This window comes from Microbacterium sp. EG9, from assembly GCF_059759475.1.
The window spans coordinates 2,723,984-2,740,097 of sequence record NZ_CM186217.1 but is presented as its reverse complement, the minus strand read 5'-3'; the positions used below and the strand labels follow the sequence as shown (position 1 = coordinate 2,740,097).

The 16,114-nt window shown below is 73.4% G+C and carries 17 protein-coding genes and 1 riboswitch; of the genes, 13 read left to right on the top strand and 4 right to left on the bottom strand.

Features of this window, described 5'->3' with window-relative positions; all coding sequences use genetic code 11:
• The first annotated feature begins 121 nt into the window (after positions 1-121).
• The 6 genes from AC6CQV_RS12850 (at position 122) to AC6CQV_RS12825 (ending at position 5,246) form a co-directional block, all read left to right on the top strand.
• Complete coding sequence (locus AC6CQV_RS12850; RefSeq protein WP_498259673.1) at positions 122-1,525, top strand: HNH endonuclease signature motif containing protein; 1,404 nt, start codon at positions 122-124, stop codon at positions 1,523-1,525.
• A gap of 64 nt (positions 1,526-1,589) precedes the next feature.
• Positions 1,590-3,041, top strand: a complete 1,452-nt coding sequence (locus AC6CQV_RS12845) for a protoporphyrinogen/coproporphyrinogen oxidase (protein WP_498259672.1) — start codon at positions 1,590-1,592, stop codon at positions 3,039-3,041.
• Positions 3,042-3,149: 108 nt separating this feature from the next.
• The gene (locus AC6CQV_RS12840) at positions 3,150-3,545 is read left to right on the top strand and encodes a hypothetical protein (RefSeq protein WP_060959272.1); all 396 of its coding nucleotides are present in this window, start codon (positions 3,150-3,152) and stop codon (positions 3,543-3,545) included.
• Position 3,546: 1 nt separating this feature from the next.
• Positions 3,547-3,957 carry a phage holin family protein gene (locus AC6CQV_RS12835; RefSeq protein ID WP_060959273.1) on the top strand — a complete coding sequence of 137 codons (411 nt, stop codon included), beginning with the start codon at positions 3,547-3,549 and terminating at the stop codon, positions 3,955-3,957.
• Entirely contained in the window at positions 3,947-4,219 is a 273-nt protein-coding gene (locus AC6CQV_RS12830; RefSeq protein WP_101305407.1) for a hypothetical protein, read from the top strand. Before AC6CQV_RS12835 ends, AC6CQV_RS12830 begins: the two co-directional genes overlap by 11 nt.
• A gap of 232 nt (positions 4,220-4,451) precedes the next feature.
• On the top strand, positions 4,452-5,246 hold the full coding sequence (locus AC6CQV_RS12825; protein ID WP_060959275.1) for a uroporphyrinogen-III synthase: 795 nt from the start codon (positions 4,452-4,454) through the stop codon (positions 5,244-5,246).
• A gap of 33 nt (positions 5,247-5,279) precedes the next feature.
• Here the strand turns inward: AC6CQV_RS12825 and AC6CQV_RS12820 are convergent, their stop codons facing one another.
• Positions 5,280-6,251 (bottom strand): acetylxylan esterase, encoded by a 972-nt coding sequence (locus AC6CQV_RS12820; protein WP_205282104.1) that lies wholly within the window; start codon positions 6,249-6,251, stop codon positions 5,280-5,282.
• 127 nt (positions 6,252-6,378) lie between these two features.
• Between AC6CQV_RS12820 and AC6CQV_RS12815 the strand changes: the two genes are divergently transcribed.
• On the top strand, positions 6,379-6,774 hold the full coding sequence (locus AC6CQV_RS12815) for a hypothetical protein (RefSeq protein WP_082808084.1): 396 nt from the start codon (positions 6,379-6,381) through the stop codon (positions 6,772-6,774).
• 6 nt (positions 6,775-6,780) lie between these two features.
• On the opposite strand, the gene AC6CQV_RS12810 is transcribed toward AC6CQV_RS12815, so the two are convergent.
• Complete coding sequence (locus AC6CQV_RS12810) at positions 6,781-7,605, bottom strand: ABC transporter permease (protein WP_498259671.1); 825 nt, start codon at positions 7,603-7,605, stop codon at positions 6,781-6,783.
• Entirely contained in the window at positions 7,602-8,678 is a 1,077-nt protein-coding gene (locus tag AC6CQV_RS12805) for an ATP-binding cassette domain-containing protein (RefSeq protein ID WP_498259670.1), read from the bottom strand. Before AC6CQV_RS12805 ends, AC6CQV_RS12810 begins: the two co-directional genes overlap by 4 nt.
• Before the next feature lie 144 nt (positions 8,679-8,822).
• Between AC6CQV_RS12805 and AC6CQV_RS12800 the strand changes: the two genes are divergently transcribed.
• Genes AC6CQV_RS12800 through AC6CQV_RS12780 form a run of 5 tightly spaced genes read left to right on the top strand, consistent with a single transcriptional unit; the run spans position 8,823 to position 13,810 of the window.
• Positions 8,823-9,890 (top strand): enoyl-CoA hydratase/isomerase family protein, encoded by a 1,068-nt coding sequence (locus tag AC6CQV_RS12800; protein WP_498259669.1) that lies wholly within the window; start codon positions 8,823-8,825, stop codon positions 9,888-9,890.
• Positions 9,887-10,705: an LssY C-terminal domain-containing protein gene (locus tag AC6CQV_RS12795; RefSeq protein WP_060959309.1), complete on the top strand. Its 819-nt coding sequence runs from the start codon at positions 9,887-9,889 to the stop codon at positions 10,703-10,705. The genes AC6CQV_RS12800 and AC6CQV_RS12795 overlap by 4 nt, the downstream gene beginning before the upstream one ends.
• Entirely contained in the window at positions 10,702-11,238 is a 537-nt protein-coding gene (locus AC6CQV_RS12790) for a hypothetical protein (protein ID WP_498259668.1), read from the top strand. Before AC6CQV_RS12795 ends, AC6CQV_RS12790 begins: the two co-directional genes overlap by 4 nt.
• An 8-nt stretch (positions 11,239-11,246) precedes the next feature.
• Entirely contained in the window at positions 11,247-12,185 is a 939-nt protein-coding gene (locus tag AC6CQV_RS12785; protein WP_498259667.1) for a DnaJ domain-containing protein, read from the top strand.
• 29 nt (positions 12,186-12,214) lie between these two features.
• Positions 12,215-13,810 (top strand): SLC13 family permease, encoded by a 1,596-nt coding sequence (locus AC6CQV_RS12780; RefSeq protein ID WP_191009452.1) that lies wholly within the window; start codon positions 12,215-12,217, stop codon positions 13,808-13,810.
• A 24-nt stretch (positions 13,811-13,834) separates the two neighbouring features.
• Here AC6CQV_RS12780 and AC6CQV_RS12775 read toward each other — a convergent pair whose 3' ends face one another.
• Complete coding sequence (locus AC6CQV_RS12775; RefSeq protein ID WP_498259666.1) at positions 13,835-15,241, bottom strand: D-alanyl-D-alanine carboxypeptidase family protein; 1,407 nt, start codon at positions 15,239-15,241, stop codon at positions 13,835-13,837.
• Positions 15,242-15,274: 33 nt separating this feature from the next.
• A riboswitch (TPP riboswitch) is annotated at positions 15,275-15,384 on the top strand.
• Between AC6CQV_RS12775 and AC6CQV_RS12770 the strand changes: the two genes are divergently transcribed.
• On the top strand, positions 15,378-16,043 hold the full coding sequence (locus AC6CQV_RS12770) for an ECF transporter S component (protein WP_060959282.1): 666 nt from the start codon (positions 15,378-15,380) through the stop codon (positions 16,041-16,043). It overlaps the preceding riboswitch by 7 nt.
• Positions 16,044-16,114 lie beyond the last annotated feature (71 nt).

Below are 16,114 nucleotides of genomic sequence, written 5' to 3'. Positions count from 1 at the left end.
GCGCTCCCGCGTTCCTGCGTGCGGAACTCGAAGATTTGTTCTATACTGGGATGAAGAAGCCCCGTGCGTGCCCCCGTCGTGATGCGGGTCGTGTTCTCCGGCGTGTGCCGGTGGGGGAGTCATGCGCGCTGTGGTGGAGGCGCCGGGATCGCCGGGATCGGTGTGGCCGGCGTTGGACGTGCTGGTGTCCGGCGTCGTCGATGCGCGCCGTCGTGCGGCGCGGGCGCAGGCGGCGGAGGCGCGGTTGTGCGCGGCGGCGGTCGATGTTGTCGCGGATCGGGTGGCGCTGCTGCGTCAGGAGGCGCTGCAGCAGGGACGGTCGGTGGGGTCGGGTGAGGCTGATCTGCCGTTGCGGGAAGTCGCGTTGGAGCTCGCGATGGCACTCCGGGTGTCGGATCGGGGTGTGCAGCGACGGATGTCGGAGGCGTACCTGCTGCGCGAGCAGTTCCCGACCACGCTGGAGATCTGGGGGCAGGGTCGGATCGATGCCGGTCACGCGTGGGCGATCGGTCGTACGGGCGGGCTGCTGCGCACCGAGGCCGACCGCGCCCGATTCGAGGCCCTCGCTCTGGATGTCGCGCAGTCGGAGTCACCGGCCCGGATGGCGGCGGCCGCGAAGGCGATCGCGGCGACGATCGATCCCGCGGCGTTCACCGAGGCCGCCCGCCGCGCGTACGACTCCCGGTCGGTGCGTCTGTTCCCCCTCGACGACGGGATGGCGCGGTTGATCGCGGATCTTCCCGCCCCGCTCGCCCAGGCGATCCACGACAGCCTCACGAACCGTGCCCGCGGCATCCTCGACCAGCCGGCTGACGGTGATCCCGACGGCGACGGTGGTCACGACGATGCTGATGGCGGCGACGTAGGCGGCGGCGATGCGGGTGCTGAGTGTCTGCGGACCGGTCCCACCGGCGGGACGGATGCTCGCACGCTCGATCAGGTCCGCGCGGACGTGTTCAGTGACCTGCTCCTCACGAGCACCCCGTCCACGACCGTGACCGGCGCCGGCCTCGACGCCATCACCGCACGAATCCAGGTCACCGTGCCCGCGCTGACCCTCGCCGGCGACCCCGACGGAGGCCCGGCGATCCTGACCGGGTACGGCCCCATCGACCCGACGATCGCCCGACGCCTGGCCGCCCTGGCCCCCGGGTGGGATCGGGTGTTCACCGACCCGGCCACCGGCATCCCCGTCGCCGTGGACCGGTACCGGCCGTCCGCCGAGATCCGCCGTTACCTCGCTGCACGGGATGAACGCTGCCGCACCCCCGGCTGCACCCGCCCCACCCACCGCTGCGACCGAGACCACACCACCGCAGCCGCAGACGGCGGCCCCACAGCACCCGACAACCTCGCCCACCTGTGCCGCCGCCACCACACCGTCAAGCACCACACCGCCTGGCAGGTCCGACACCTCGGCGGCGGCACCCTCGAATGGACCTCACCCACGGGACGCCACTACCACGACCACCCACCCGGACGCGTCCGATTCGTGCCGCACACCGAGGACCCACCACCGTTCTGAGCACCACGCACGGGTCACGTCGTGCGCGGGCGCCCCGGCGCAGACGGGATGGGAGGATGGGGACGTGTCCGAGCGCGCCGAACCCACCCTCGCCGACCGTGCCCGCGCCACCCGCGTGGTCGTCGTCGGTGGGGGGATCGCCGGCCTGACGGCCGCGTGGGAGTGCGCGCGCATCGGGATGCCGGTCGTCCTCCTCGAAGCCGGCACCCGCGTGGGTGGAGCCATCGAGACCGCGACGCTCGACGGGATCGACATCGACCTGGCCGCCGAGGTGTTCTCGCTCTCCGCCCCCGCCCTCGCCGACCTGATCGACCAGCTCGAGCTGCGCGCCGACGTCGAGCCCGCGGCCGACGAGAGCGTCGCCGTCGCCGTCGCGGCCGGTGACGGTCTGCACATCGTGCCGCTGCCCGCGAACCGCGCCGGCATCCCCGCCAACGTGTGGGCGCCGGCCGTGCGCCGCCTCGTGGGAAGCGCGGGCGTCTGGCGGGCCTACCTGGACCGCCTGCGGCCTCCGCTGACGATCGGCCGCGAGCGTCGCCTGGGCGCCCTCGTGCGTACACGGATGGGAGCGCGCATCCGCGACCGGCTCGTGGCCCCCCTCACGATCGGCACCTGGGGAGTCGACCCCGACGAGATCGACGTCGACCTCGCGGTGCCCGGCCTCAGCGCAGCGCTGACGCGGGCGGGTTCGCTCGGCGGCGCCGTCGACCAGCTTCTCCCGGCACGGTCGGAGGACGGCGCCGAGCCGCCCCGGGCCCGCAGGGCCACCCTGCGCGGCGGCATGGGCCGCCTCGTCCAGGCGCTCGCCGAGCGGCTGCTCACCCTCGACGCCGACATCCGCGTCGGGCACGCGGTCACCGCGCTCTCCCGCACCGAGACGGGCTGGCTCGTCCACGTCGACGGCGGCGATGACGCCGTCGATCGGGGCGACGACGGCGTCCCTCAGCCGCTGCCCGCCGACATCGTCGTCCTCGCGGCCGGTGCGCCCGCCGCGTCGACCCTGCTCGCCCCGCTCGGCGTCACGCTCGATGCCCCCGCCCGCCCCGCCCGCGAGGTCGTCACCCTCGTGATGGATGCCGGCACCAGCGCCGCCGGCCCGGCGACCGTGTACCCGGTGCCGGGCGCAATGGCCGCGGCATCCGTCATCGACGCCGGCGCCGCCTGGCCGAGCGTGCGTGCCGCGTCCGGCCCCACGCGGCGCGTCTTCCGCGTTACCGTCGATCCCGACCAGGGCGGCGATGACCCCTTGGCTCTCGCGGCGCGCGACCTCACGCGGCTGTGGCCGGGCATCGGCGCGATCCGGGCGAGTGCGCAGCGCACCGCGTTCCTCGCGCCGCCGTCGTCGACGCTCGGCCACGCCGAGCGTGCGGCCGCCCTGCGCGCCCGCATCGCGCCGCTCGGGCGCATCGTCGCGGTCGGGGAGGACCTGGCCGGAGGCGGCATCTCGAGCGTCGTCGCCGACACGATCGACGAGGTCGAGCGCGTCCGCCACGATGTTCTGTGGGGCCGGCCCTAGCACAGCGCGCCCCCGCGGGACAGCCCCGCACCGATCGGATGCCGGAATCGGAATATGGGGCTACCCTGGAGGAACGAAGCACCACGGGCTCGAACACGAGGAGACGCCATGAGGGGCAAGATCGGGATCGTCGTGGGACTCGCCGCAGGCTACGTACTCGGCTCCCGCGCCGGGCGTGAGCGCTACGAGCAGATCAAGGCGGCGTCCCTCAAGCTCTGGAACACCCCGCCGGTGCAGAAGCAGGTCGTCAAGGCGAAGGAGCTCGGAAAGAGCGCCGCCCTCGCCCTGCCGAGCGCGTTGTGGGACGGGGCCGTCAAGGTCACCCGCGCGGCCGGCAAGGGCTCGACCCCCGGACAGAAGCTCGATTCCGCGCTGAAGGCGGGGCGCGCGTCGGCCGACGACGTCGCGCGCGGGGCGGAGAAGACGGCGGCCGAGGTCAAGAAGGCGGCCGACAAGGCCGTCGCCGACGCGAAGAGCGAGGCCAAGAAGGTGGCGGGCGACTGAGATGGCCGCATCCCGAGGGTTCCGCGATCGCTCCGACGACAGCCTGCTGACACTCGTCGGCGAGGTCCCCGAGCTCGTCCGCAACCTCGTCGTCGCCGAGGTCGACTCGGCGAAGAACTGGGCGAAGAAGGCGGGCAAGGATGCCGGCATGGGCGGCGTCTGGTTCATCGTCGCGCTCTTCTTCCTCTTCTGGTCGCTGCCGGCACTGGCCGCGTTCGCCATCATCGGGCTGTCGTCGTGGATGCCCGCGTGGCTCGCGAGCCTCATCGTCGTGGTGATCGCCCTCGTGGGAGCGGCCGTGTTCGCCTGGCTCGGACTCCTGCGGTTCAAGCATCTGAGCCGCTCGACCAACCCCGTCGACGCCGTGAAGGTCGACGCGCGCATCGTGAAGGACGTGGCCGATGAGTTCTGACCAGCCCATTCCGCGCACTGCGGTCGCCCTCGGGATCACCGACCCGGTGGAGAGCGCCCGCGCCGAGCTCAAGGCCGCCCTCGCCGCGATCGAGGAGAAGGCGAACGTCCCGAAGCGGGTCGCGAACGCCGCCGACCGCGCGGTCGGCGACGCCCGCCGGTTCGCCCGCCGCAAGCCCGCTCCGGCGACCGCCGCCGTGCTGGGAGCCGCCGCGCTGGTGGGGCTCACGGTGTGGGGCATCGTCCGCGCCTACACCCGCTGACCCCGCGCGACGCCCGCACGCGCGCGATATTGCGTGTCGGCGAGGCGCTGTCAACCCGTGTCCGCGCGTCCCGCGCCCCGGGGTATGCTCGTGTCTCAGGCAGCGGCAATGGTGCGCAAGCTGCCGGCAACGACGACCCGAGCCGCGCAGCCTTGGCGTTCGCGCGTGCACGCCCCGTCGTTGCCGGACGCGCGAAACCGTGTGTCCCGACTGAGCATCACGAGAGTCGAGCATGATCCCTGACCCGCACGCCGCCAAGCCGCTCAAGGGGTGGCGAGTGCTCGTGCCCCGCGGTGGACCGTGGGGCGACTCCGTGGCCGCGACGTTGCGTTCCCAGGGTGCCGTGCCGGTGATCGCCCCCCTCATCAACTTCGCCCCGTCGACCGACCAGGCCACCCTCGAGACGGCCCTCGCCGACCTCGCCGCCGGCGCGTTCGACTGGGTCACCCTCACGAGCGCGACGACGGTCGACGTCCTGTACGCGTACCGCGCCGTCATCCCGGCGACCACGCGCGTGGCCGCGGTCGGCGAGACCACGGCGGCCGCACTCAGTGCGGTCGGGTACCGCGTCGACCTGGTGCCCGACGATGACAACTCCGCCGCCGGGATGGCCGGCCAGCTCATCGATCTCGAGCCCGAGCCGCGGCACATCCTCACCCTGCGCAGCGAGATCGCCAAGCCCGTCTTGACGCGCAGGCTCACCGAGGCCGGTCACGACGTGCGCAGCGTCGTCGCCTACCGCACGGTCGGCGTGCCGGTCACCGAACGCATCGCCCACGACGTCGCGAACGGCCGCATCAACGCCATCCTCGTCAGCAGCGGCTCGGTGGCCGAGCAGGTGCGGCTGCAGTTCCCCGAGATCCCCGACACGACCGTCATCGCCGCGATCGGCCCGCGCACCGCGAAGGATGCCCGCAAGGTCGGGCTCGGCGTCAGCGCGGTCGCTCGCGAGCAGACCGTCGACGGCCTCATCGCGGCCGTTTCCAGCTTCCCCCTGCCGCACGCCAACGACGAGTTCCACCTCTGAGCGGGCGGGCGTGAGGCGCCCGGATGCCGGGCGTCAGCCGAGGAGCCTCGCGAGGAAGAGCGCCTGCTCGTCCCACTGGAACGCCTGTCCGCCCTCGTGCTCGTTGAAGTCGTAGACCCGCATCTGCTTGTCGTCGCGGTCGACGTGGTTGAAGGCCGCGTAGACGGTCGACGGCGGGCAGACGGGATCGAGCAGCCCGACCGAGAACAGCGACGGCGCGCTCACGCGCCGCGCGAAGTTGACGCCGTCGAAGTAGGACAGGGTCTCGAACACGCCGGCGCTGGCGCCGCGGTGCACCGAGAGGTAGCGCACGACCTCGTGGTACGGCTCGCGGTCGGTCATGCCGATCGCGCGCTCGAAGTGGCAGAGGAAGGGCACGTCGGGCATGACGGCGAGGAGGCCGTCGCTCAGGCCCGCGGCGGCGAGCGTGATGCCGCCGCCCTGGCTTCCGCCCGTCACCGCGATGCGGTCGGCGTCGACGATCGTCAGCGTGCGCGCGGCATCGATGAGGCGCACGGCGTCGGTGAAGACGCGACGGTAGTAGTAGTCGTCGGGTGACTCGATGCCGCGGGTCATGAACCCGTTCGTCGACGGGCCCGTGCCGTGCGGATCGGGCGTCGCACCGGGGGAGCCCCACGTCGAGCCCTGGCCGCGGGTGTCCATGAACAGGTGCGCGTAGCCGGAGGAGGCCCAGCCCAGCCGCTCCGTCGGAAGCCCCCGGCCGCCGCCGTAGCCGTTGAACTCGATGACCGTGGGCAGCGGCCCGGCCTCGCCGCGAGGAACGCGCAGCCAGGCCTTGACCGGCTCGCCTCCGTAACCGGGGAAGGTCACATCGAACACGTCGATGGTCGTCAGCACCGTCTCGACCGGCTCCAGCGTCACCTCGCCGCCCGCGGCCCGGGCGCCGGCGAGCGTCCGCGACCAGAAGTCGTCGAAGTCCGCGGGCTCGCGCACGTCGGGGCGGTAGGTCTCGAGGGCGTCGGGATCGAGGTCGAATCGTGGCATAGCGGGCTCCGTGCTGGCGGTCGGACGGGGCGTCTGCCCCGCCGAATCCTCACGATATCGCCTGGCGAGACCGGATCGTTGCCGTGCTGTGAGCATCCGCACATGGCGGCGCTGGCAGACTGATGGCATGGTGACCCTGCTGCTGGACGCGACGCAGCTCGAGGTCGTGCTGTCGGGCGTCGAACGCGCTCTGTCACGGCGATCGGAGAGCGTCCGCGTCGACCGTTCGCACATCCTGAGGGTGCAGCTGACCGACGACGCCTGGACCTGGCTGCGCGGCGTGCCCGCCCCCGGCACCCTCGTGCGCGGGACGGTCGCCATGGGCACCTGGCGTTCGGCGAGCGGGTGCGACTTCGTCGTGGTCCGCCGGCGCCGGCCCGCCGTCGTCGTCGACCTGGCGCCGGATGCCGAGTTCGAGCGACTCGTGCTGACCACGCGCCACGGCCTCGCTCTCGTGCAGGCGTTGCGCCTGGACGGCGACGACGCCCCGGTCGACGTCGCCGAGATCGCCGACCGCGCCTGAGACGGCTCAGGCGACGTCGCGCCGCCAGCTGACGAGATACCCGAGCCCGAGCAGGACGACGGCGTAGGCCAGCAGGATCAGTCCGCCGCCCCACCAGGTCAGCGTCGAGCCGGCGGCGCCGCCGATGCTCGTGTAGATGCTCGCTCCGACCAGCGCGTCCGAGGCGGCTCCCGGCAGGGCGGTCGTGACGGACGAGAGTCCGTCGACGAAGCCCGCCACCGTCCGCAGGATCGGCTCGACGAACTGTGTGAACGCCAGCACCCCGACGACGGCGGCGACCTGGTTGCGCACCAGCGTGCCCACGCCGATCCCGATCAGCGCCCAGAGGACGAACGCCACGACCATCCGCGCGATCATCGCCCAGGTCTCCCCCTCCCCGAGGCGGGTGTCGACGCCGACGAGCGCGAGCGCCCCCGCGCCGATGCCGACGGCCGCCAGGAGGGCCACCACGGCGTACAGCAGCCCCATGAGCACGCCCGCGATCACCTTGCCGCCGAGCGCGACGCCGCGCCGCGGCGTGGCGAGGAAGGTGGGGGTGAGGGTCTTGTGGCGGAACTCGTTGGTGACCAGCAGGGTGCCGATCAGCAGCGGGAAGACGTACCCGACCGAGGTGGCCAGGCTGTACACGAGCGGCGGGACGACGTCCGCGGGAAGGGCGGGCGTGTTCGCGGCGCTCGTGTCGAGCGCGCCCGTCGCGAGCGCACCGAAGGTGGCGGCGAGCCCACCGGCGGTCACGCCGACGTAGGCGAGCAGGACGGCGGCGAGGATCCACCACATCGCGGTGGTGAACTGCTTCGTCATCTCCGACCGCGTCGCGTTCACGATGCTCATCGGTGCGCCCCTTCCTCGTCGTGGCCCGCATCGTCGGAGACGTCCCCCTCGATCGGATCGTCCTCGACGGCGTGCACGTACTCCGTGTCGTCGACGGCCGGCTCCTCCCACGACTCGGCGTCGGCAGCGGGGGCGGCGGCGACGGGAGGAGCGGACGCCGGCGTGGATGCCGGCGTGGATACCGCCGCGACGTCCGGTCGCGGGGCGTGCACGCGTGTGCCGTTGACGAGATCGAGGAACACCTCTTCCAGCGCGGGTCCGCGGCGGTGCAGCGCCGACAGGGCGACCCCGGCGGCGGCCGCGACGGCCCCGAGCTCGACGGGCTCGCGGCCGCGCACCGTGAAGCCGGTCCGCAGCGGCGCGTACGCGATGCCCGCGGCATCCAGGGCGCCCGCGAGCGCGGCGCGGTCGGGCGCATCGATCACCGTCGACACGTCGTCGGGGTCGGTCAGGCCCGCGACGTCGCCCTCGTAGACCAGGCGCCCGTGGGAGATGATCAGCAGCGCCGTCACCGTCTGCTGCACCTCGGCGAGCATGTGCGAGGAGACCAGCACGGTGCGGCCCTCGGCGGCGAGCTGGGCGAGGAAGCCGCGGAGCCACTTGATGCCCTCGGGGTCGAGGCCGTTGGCGGGCTCGTCCAGCACCAGCACCCCCGGGTCGCCCAGCAGCGTGGCGGCGAGGCCGAGTCGCTGGCGCATGCCGAGCGAGAAGCCGCCGACCTTGCGTCCGGCCGCGTCGGCGAGACCCACGAGACCCAGCACCTCGTCCACGCGCGAGGCGGGGATGCCCGCCGCCTGCGCCGACACCGTCAGATGCCCGGCGGCACTGCGGCCGGGGTGGAAGCTCGACGCCTCCAGGGCGGCGCCGACCGTCTGCAGCGGGTGACGCAGCTCCGCGTAGCGGGTGCCGCCGATGGTGGCGCTGCCCGAGGTGGCGCGGACCAGGCCGAGCAGGATCCGCAGCGAGGTCGTCTTGCCGGCGCCGTTCGGTCCGAGGAAACCGGTGACGCGTCCGGGCTCGACACGCGCCGAGAAGGAGTCGACCGCGCGGATCGCCCCGAATGTCTTCGTCACGTCACGGAACTCGAGGAGGTGTCCTTCGGGCATCGTCGTCCTCTCCTGGAGGCACGCGCAGTCACGTGCCTCTTCCATCCTGCCCGATGCGCGCCCCGACGCCCGCGGAGGCGCGACGCCGACCGCGCGGGTAACGTTGCCAGCGTGAGTGACGCCGCCGAACCCACCGTGCTGGTCCGCACCGACCGCGGGGTGGGACACGTGACCCTCAACCGGCCGCGCGCCATCAACGCGCTCGATCTCGGCATGATCCAGGCGCTCTCCGCCGCGTTGGACCGCTGGCAGGACGACGCCGACATCGATCTCGTCCTGCTCGACGGGGCCGGCGAGCGCGGGCTCTGCGCGGGCGGCGACGTGCGCGGCCTGCGCGAACAGATCCTGGCCGGGGCGGTCGCGGCCACGGCGGACTTCTTCCGGGCCGAGTACGCGCTCAACGCCCGCATCGCGGAGTACCGCAAGCCGATCGTCGTCGTCGCGGACGGCGTCACGATGGGCGGCGGCATCGGACTGGCCGGGCATGCCGCCGTGCGCGTCGTGACGGAGAGGTCGCGGCTGGCCATGCCCGAGACGCGCATCGGCTTCACCCCCGACGTCGGCGGGTCGTGGCTCCTCGCCCGCGCGCCGGGTCGCCTCGGCGAGTACCTCGCGCTGACGGGCGAGGCGATGGATGCCGCCGACGCCCTCTACGCCGGCTTCGCCGACGCGCTCGTGCCGAGCGAGCGGATCGGCGATCTGCGCGCCGCGCTCGCCGACCGCGCCGATCCGGGCACGCCGGCCGAGATCGTGCTGCTGTTCGACGAGACCCCCGGGCCGTCGCGGCTCGAGGCGGCACGCGGGTGGATCGACGAGGCGTTCTCCGCGCCCCGCGTGGCGGAGATCATCGAACGGCTGCGCCGCCGCCCCGAGCCCGAGGCGGGGGCGACCGCCGACCTGCTCGAGGCGTCGTCGCCGACGGCGCTGACGGTGACCCTCGCCGCCGTCCGCGCGGCGCGGACGCTCCCCGACCTCCGGGCGGCCCTCGCGCAGGAGTACGGGCTCGTCCTCTGGTTCGCGCAGACCCAGCCGGATCTTCCGGAGGGCATCCGGGCGCAGCTGGTCGACAAGGACCGCGATCCGCGGTGGCACCCTGCCGCGCTCGCCGACGTCGACGACGACCTCACCGCGCGCGCCCTGGCCTGGCAGCCGCCCGCGCCCCTGTGGGCGGTCCCGTGAGCCGCAGCCGTGCGCAGCGACGCTGGTCGATCGGGGTCGCGATCGACCAGTTCTTCTTCGTCTTCGCGGGACTGGCCGCGATCTGGCTGGCCTACCTCGGCTTCACCGAGAGCCTCACGATCGGGTGGTGGGGCATCGTCGGGTTCATCCTCTTCTGGGCGCTGCTCGCCTACCTGGTCCTCCCGCGCCTGCACCGCATCCTGACGACCGTCTACGTCCCCGACTACTTCATCGGCCGCGCCCGCACGAGCGACGGCCTGCTCGGCGACCCCGTCAACCTCGCCTTCCTCGGCGACGGTGAGCAGATCGAGCAGGCGATGCGCGCGGCGGGCTGGACGAAGGCCGACCCCGTGACGCTGCGGTCGTCGTGGCGCATCGTGACCTCCACGCTCGCGCGCCGCAGCTACCACGAGGCCCCGGTCAGCCCTCTCTTCCTGTTCGGTCGCCAGCAGGACTTCGCCTATCAGCAGGAGGTCGACGGCAACCCCGCCCAGCGTCACCACGTGCGCTTCTGGAAGTGTCCCGACGGATGGCTGCTGCCCGGCGGGCGCCGCGTCGACTGGCTCGCGGCCGGCACCTTCGACACCTCCGTCGGGCTCTCGCTGTTCACGCTGCAGGTGACGCACCGCATCGACGCCGACACCGACGTCGAGCGCGACCACATCGTCGCCACCCTGCGCGCGGGCGAGCCGGCCGTGCACGTCGACCTCATCGCCGACTTCTCGACGGGCTACCACGCCCGCAACGGCGGCGGCGACAGCATCCGCACCGACGGCGACCTGCCCGTCGTCGACGTGCGGGCGGTGACGGCATGAGGGCGGCGGAGGGCGGCCGTCGGCAGCGCCACGAGAAGCGCCCCTCGTACGAGCCCGTCACCCGACTGCTCCAGCCCGTCGCCCACGACCCCGGCATGCGGCGGCCGGCGACCACCGTCGCGGGGGCGGGGCTCGTGCTGCTGAGCGCCCTGGTGGGGATCGTGTCGATGATCGATCTGGCCGTGCACTGGCGTGCCTACGCGGGCGAGCTGGAGCTCGATCTGGACGGGATCGAGGTGACGCCCGACGTGCTCGATGCCTCGCTCCTGCTCGTGCTCGCGGTGTTCGCGATCGGGGCGGCGATCCAGCTCGCGTGCGTGCTGCTGCTCTACCGCGGGAGCAACCTCGCCCGGGTCGCGGTCATGACCGTCGCCACCCTCTCCATCTCGGCCGCCTTCGCGAGCTGGTGGGTGCGCGACCAGGAGATCACGCTCTTCTCGACGCTGCCCGCCCTCGCGCTGGACATCCTGGTTCTGCTCGCCCTGTCCAGCCGCAGCGCCGCCGCCTACGCACGTCGCAACGAGAAGCGCTGAGGGATCCCGTGTTCGACAGTCCGCTCTCCGCGTCCGCCTACGAGGTGCTCGGCGTCGCGCCGGACGTCGCCGACGACGAGCTGCGTCGTGCGTACCGGCTGCGGCTGCGCCAGACCCACCCCGACACGGGAGGCGATGCGGCGCAGTTCGTGCAGGTGCAGCGGGCCTGGGAGCTCGTCGGAAGCGCCGAGGCGCGGGCGGCGTACGACCGCGGGCACGGCTTCGGCGGGGTCGAGGTCGCCGCCTACGGCCCCGACGCCGCGGCGGACGGCGGGTGGCGGCCGCCGGCCCGCCCGGCCGACACGAGGCCGCGGGCCCGATCGTTCGGACAGCCCGGCGGCTGGCGCCGCGAGCGCTACCTCGACCTGATCCGGGAGTGGGCGGGGCGGGGCACGGCCCTCGCCGACCCCTACGACCCGGCACTCGTGCGGGCGGCGCCCCGCGAGCTCAAATGCCTCCTCGCCGACGCCCTCGCCGAGGAGGCGACCGCGCGCATCGTCGGCGAGCTCGGAATGGGCTACACGGTGTGGCACGACGTCGCCGCCGACCCCCGCGACCCGTCGCTGAAGCTGGACCACATCGTCCTCGGCCCCAGCGGCCTCTACGCCCTGCTCAGCGAAGACTTCGGGGGACCCGTGCGTCTGCGCCGCGGCGAGCTGATCGGCGACGGCGTGGGCGCGCCGATCGCCGACCTCGTGGCGGGGGCGCGGGCGCTCGCCCGCGCGGCCCGCGTGCGGTTCAGCGGCGCGATCGTGGTGCTCCCCGACGACGACGTCGTCACCGCGATCGAGGAGATCGGCAAGGTGCGCGGACTGCCCGTGGCGGTCGTGGCCCGCTCCGCGCTGTCGACCGTGCTGCGGCGCGGCCTCACCGGCGCACGCGACATCGGCGGAAACGAGCTGTTCGACGTCCGCACCCGCCTGCAGCAGACGGTGCGGTTCGTCTGAGGCCGCGGCGTCGCGTCTAGGGTGAGGGCATGGACCCCGCCGCCTGGACCTTCCTGATCCTCGCTCTCGCGGTCGTGGCTTTCGTCAGCGGTCGCGTGCCGCTCGCCCTCGTGTCGCTGGGGGTCGCCCTGGCGCTGTGGGCGACGGGGGTGCTGACGCTGGGCGCGGCGTTCGCGGGCTTCGGCGATCCCACCGTGCTGTTCATCGCGTCGCTGTTCGTGGTGAGCGAAGCACTGGATGCCACGGGTGTCACGGCCTGGCTGGGACAGCAGGTCGTCACGCGCGCGGGCCGTGGACGCGGACGGCTGACGGCGATCATCGGCCTGCTGGCGGCCGTGCTCACCGCCTTCATCTCGATCAACGGCGCCGTCGCGGCGCTGCTGCCGGTCGTGGTGGTCGTCGCGGTGCGCGCCGGCATCGTCCCCTCCAAGCTGCTGATCCCGCTCGCGTTCGCCGCGAGCGCGGGGTCGCTGCTGACCCTCACCGGAACGCCCGTCAACATCGTCGTCAGCGAGGCGGCGGCCGCCGCCGGCGGTCGGGAGTTCGGCTTCTTCGAGTTCGCGCTCGCCGGCATCCCGCTCGTCCTGCTGACCGTCGCGGTCGTCGCGCTCGGCGGCGGCCGGCTGTTGCCGGAGCGGACGGCGGAGCGGCTGGGCGAGGTGGCGCCGGACCCGCGGGAGCACGCGCAGGCGCTCCGCGCGAGCTACGACGTCGACCTCGACACCGGGTTGCTGTTCAGCGCCCGCGAGGGCGTCGCCGAAGTGCTGGTCGCTCCGCGATCGCGACTGATCGGACGTACGGTGTCGGCGGGCATGACGACCCGCGGCGAGGACCTCGTGATCCTCGCCGTCCGCCGCGGCGACGACGAGGGGCCCAACGCGTCGCGGGGCACGGGAGTGGCCGGCGCGCTCGTGCTCCAGGCCGGCGACGCCCTGCTCGTGCAGGGACCCTGGGCCGCGCTGACCCGCTACGCCCAGTCGCCGGACGTGATCGCGGTGACCCCGCCCCAGGATCTGCAGCGTGCCGTGCCGCTCGGCCGCGGCGCCAAGCGCGCGATCGGCGTCCTCGGGGCGATGGTCGTGCTCCTCGCGACGGGGCTCGTGCCGGCGGTGGTCGCCGGACTGCTCGCGGCGGGAGCCCTCGTGCTGCTGCGGGTGCTGACGGTACCGCAGACCTACCGCGCGATCTCGTGGACGACCGTCATCCTCATCGCGGGGATGATCCCGCTGTCGTCGGCGTTCATCACGACAGGGGCGGCGGACATCGTCGCCGACGCCGTGCTGGGCGTCATCGGCTCGGGCTCACCGCAGCTCGCCCTGCTGGTGCTGTGCGTGCTGACGATGGTGCTGGGTCAGTTCATCTCGAACGTCGCCACGGTGCTCGTCGTGCTCCCGATCGCGGTCGCCATCGCCCAGACGCTCGGCGCCAGCGTGCAGCCGTTCATGATGGCGCTGACGGTGGCCGGCGCCGCCGCGTTCCTCACGCCCGTGGCGACTCCGGCCAACCTGATGGTGATGCAGCCGGGCGGCTACCGGTTCGGCGACTACGGCAAGCTCGGCCTGCCGCTGATGGCGGTGTACCTCCTCGTCGCCGTGGTGTACGTGCCGCTGGTCTGGCCGTTCTAGCGCCACCGCGTCGCGGCCCGCGGCTCAGTCGGCCAGACCCCACAGCTGCAGCGGGTGGGTCAGACGCCACCACGCGTCCGGATCGGGGATGTCGGCGGTGAGGTGCACGCCGACGGTCGCCGCGTCCAGCGGTCCCGTCACCCGCACCTCGCCGACGGCCGCGTCGGCGGTGCGCGCCGCGCCCAGATCGAGGTCCGTCGTCACGGTGGATGCCGCGCCGTTCCACAGGATCACCGCCGCGTCGGCATCCGTCACGATGTTCGCCGTCGCCCCCCACGCGGTCGACACGACGCCCGCGAGGGTGCCGGCCGGCAGTGTGCGCGGCACGGCGACCTCGGCGGCCACGTCGGCCAGCAGGCGCGCCGTCTCCTGGTCGCGGGCCTCGTCGGACGACTGGCCGAGCGCGGTCGCGTAGACGCGCACGGTCACCGCGCCGACGGTGACGTCCTTCGCCGCCAGCAGGTTGTAGAACCCCGCGAGGCTGCCGGTCTTGAGACCGACCACGGCCGGGTCGGCGAGCAGGTCGTTGGTGTTGGTGACCTCGCCGGCCCCGGGAAGCTCGACCGTCCGGGTGCGGACGATCTCCGCCACGACCGGGTGGGCCAGCGCGATCCGCGCGAGCGCGATGAGCGCGGCCGGATCGGCGGCGTTCGCGGGATCGATCCCGGTGGGCTCGGCCAGGGTGATCCCGGGCAGCCCGTGGCGGTCGAGCCACGCGCGCGCGGCGGTCGAGAAGACCTCGTCGGTAGGCCAGATCGTGCCGGCGAGGCGATCGGTGTAGTTGCCCGCCGAGCCGATGAGGATGCCCTGGAGCATCTGATACTCCGTGAGCGAGCCGCCGACGGGCACGTCGAGGGCGGACTCGTCGTTGGCCAGATAGTCGTAGTAGGTGGAGCGGTCGCGCGAGGTGAACGCGAACTCCCGCCCCTGCTCCCCGACGTTCAGCGGCATCTCGTCCAGGATCATCAGCGCCGTCACGAGCTTCGAGATGCTCGCCATCGAGACCGCCGCATCGCTGGAGGCGGCCACCGCGTCGATGCCCCCGACCCCGACGGCGCCGGCCCCCTCCGTCGGCCACGCCACGGCGGTCGCCGGCGAGGCGGGACCGTCCGGGTCGATCGCGCGCACCGTCGGCGTGACGGCCCAGAGCGGCCAGAGCAGGGTCGCCGCGGCGTACGCGCCCGCGACGGCGATGGTGGTGAGGATCGGCGCGATCACCCCCGCCCGCAGGGGCGATCGGCGCGGCCGCCTCGTGAGCAGGTCGGGTGCGGGCGCGGTGTTCGCGACGGCGAGTGTCCCCGTCACGGTCGTGTCGTCGAGCCAGCCGAGCGCCTGACGCCCCTCGCGGCCCCGCACGATGACGATGTCGGTCGGTGCGGTGGACTCGCGTAGCGCGCGTCGCGACGGCGGGGGCGCGTCGTCCGAGGTCACCCGCCCAACGTACCCGGTCGCCGCTATACTCGAGCGCACAACCACGGGAGTCCGGTGAGCCGGGCTGAGAGGAAGCGATCCACGCTTCGACCGTCGAACCTGATCCGGATCATGCCGGCGCAGGGAGGAGAGAAACATGCACGCGTCTGCGTCCCCGTCCACCGTCTCGTCGGATGCCGCGGCATCCCGTTCCGCCGCGCGCACCGGCCGCCTGCGCTGGCGCGTCGTCGACATCGTCGTCGCCAGCGTCATCGGTGTGGCCGCCGGTGTCGTCTTCTGGCTGTGGGGCCAGGCGTGGACGCCGCTGAGCAGCATCCTCGCGTTCGCCCCGGGGCTGGAGGGGCTGCTGTCCGGCGGGTGGCTGTTCGCCGGTGTGCTCGGTGGTCTCATCATCCGCAAGCCCGGCGCCGCGCTGTACACCGAGGTCGTCGCCGCGGTGGTGTCGATGGCCGTCGGCACGCAGTGGGGCTTCCTGACGCTGGTCTGGGGCGTCGTGCAGGGCATCGGCGCCGAGCTCGGGTTCGCGCTGTTCGCGTACGCGAACTACCGTCTGATCGCGGCGCTCACCTCGGGCGCCCTCGCCGGCCTCGCCGTGGCCCTCCTCGACACCAACTTCTCCTCGATCGCCGCCTACGAGTTCGGGCCGCGAGCGATCTACTTCGGTGCCGCCGTCGTCTCCGGCATCCTCGTCGCGGGTCTGGTGTCGTGGCTCATCGCCCGTGCCCTGGCCGCCACGGGCGCGCTGGACCGGTTCGCGGCGGGTCGAGAGGCACGTATCGCGGACGCGCCCGACGCGGCGTGAGCCCGGCCTCGCTCGCGGCGCCCGCGGCGGTCAGTGCACGAGGGTGGGGCTGGCGTCACGCCGGCCGTCGG

What these genes read in the sequence shown, in the direction of transcription:
- AC6CQV_RS12810 (WP_498259671.1), bottom strand. Translation starts at nt 7,605, where the DNA reads ATGAGCATCGTGAACGCGACGCGGTCGGAGATGACGAAGCAGTTCACC.
- AC6CQV_RS12780 (WP_191009452.1), top strand. Translation starts at nt 12,215, where the DNA reads ATGGACCCCGCCGCCTGGACCTTCCTGATCCTCGCTCTCGCGGTCGTG.
- AC6CQV_RS12815 (WP_082808084.1), top strand. Translation starts at nt 6,379, where the DNA reads ATGGTGACCCTGCTGCTGGACGCGACGCAGCTCGAGGTCGTGCTGTCG.
- AC6CQV_RS12790 (WP_498259668.1), top strand. Translation starts at nt 10,702, where the DNA reads ATGAGGGCGGCGGAGGGCGGCCGTCGGCAGCGCCACGAGAAGCGCCCC.
- AC6CQV_RS12820 (WP_205282104.1), bottom strand. Translation starts at nt 6,251, where the DNA reads ATGCCACGATTCGACCTCGATCCCGACGCCCTCGAGACCTACCGCCCC.
- AC6CQV_RS12850 (WP_498259673.1), top strand. Translation starts at nt 122, where the DNA reads ATGCGCGCTGTGGTGGAGGCGCCGGGATCGCCGGGATCGGTGTGGCCG.
- AC6CQV_RS12835 (WP_060959273.1), top strand. Translation starts at nt 3,547, where the DNA reads ATGGCCGCATCCCGAGGGTTCCGCGATCGCTCCGACGACAGCCTGCTG.
- AC6CQV_RS12770 (WP_060959282.1), top strand. Translation starts at nt 15,378, where the DNA reads ATGCACGCGTCTGCGTCCCCGTCCACCGTCTCGTCGGATGCCGCGGCA.
- AC6CQV_RS12825 (WP_060959275.1), top strand. Translation starts at nt 4,452, where the DNA reads ATGATCCCTGACCCGCACGCCGCCAAGCCGCTCAAGGGGTGGCGAGTG.
- AC6CQV_RS12830 (WP_101305407.1), top strand. Translation starts at nt 3,947, where the DNA reads ATGAGTTCTGACCAGCCCATTCCGCGCACTGCGGTCGCCCTCGGGATC.
- AC6CQV_RS12840 (WP_060959272.1), top strand. Translation starts at nt 3,150, where the DNA reads ATGAGGGGCAAGATCGGGATCGTCGTGGGACTCGCCGCAGGCTACGTA.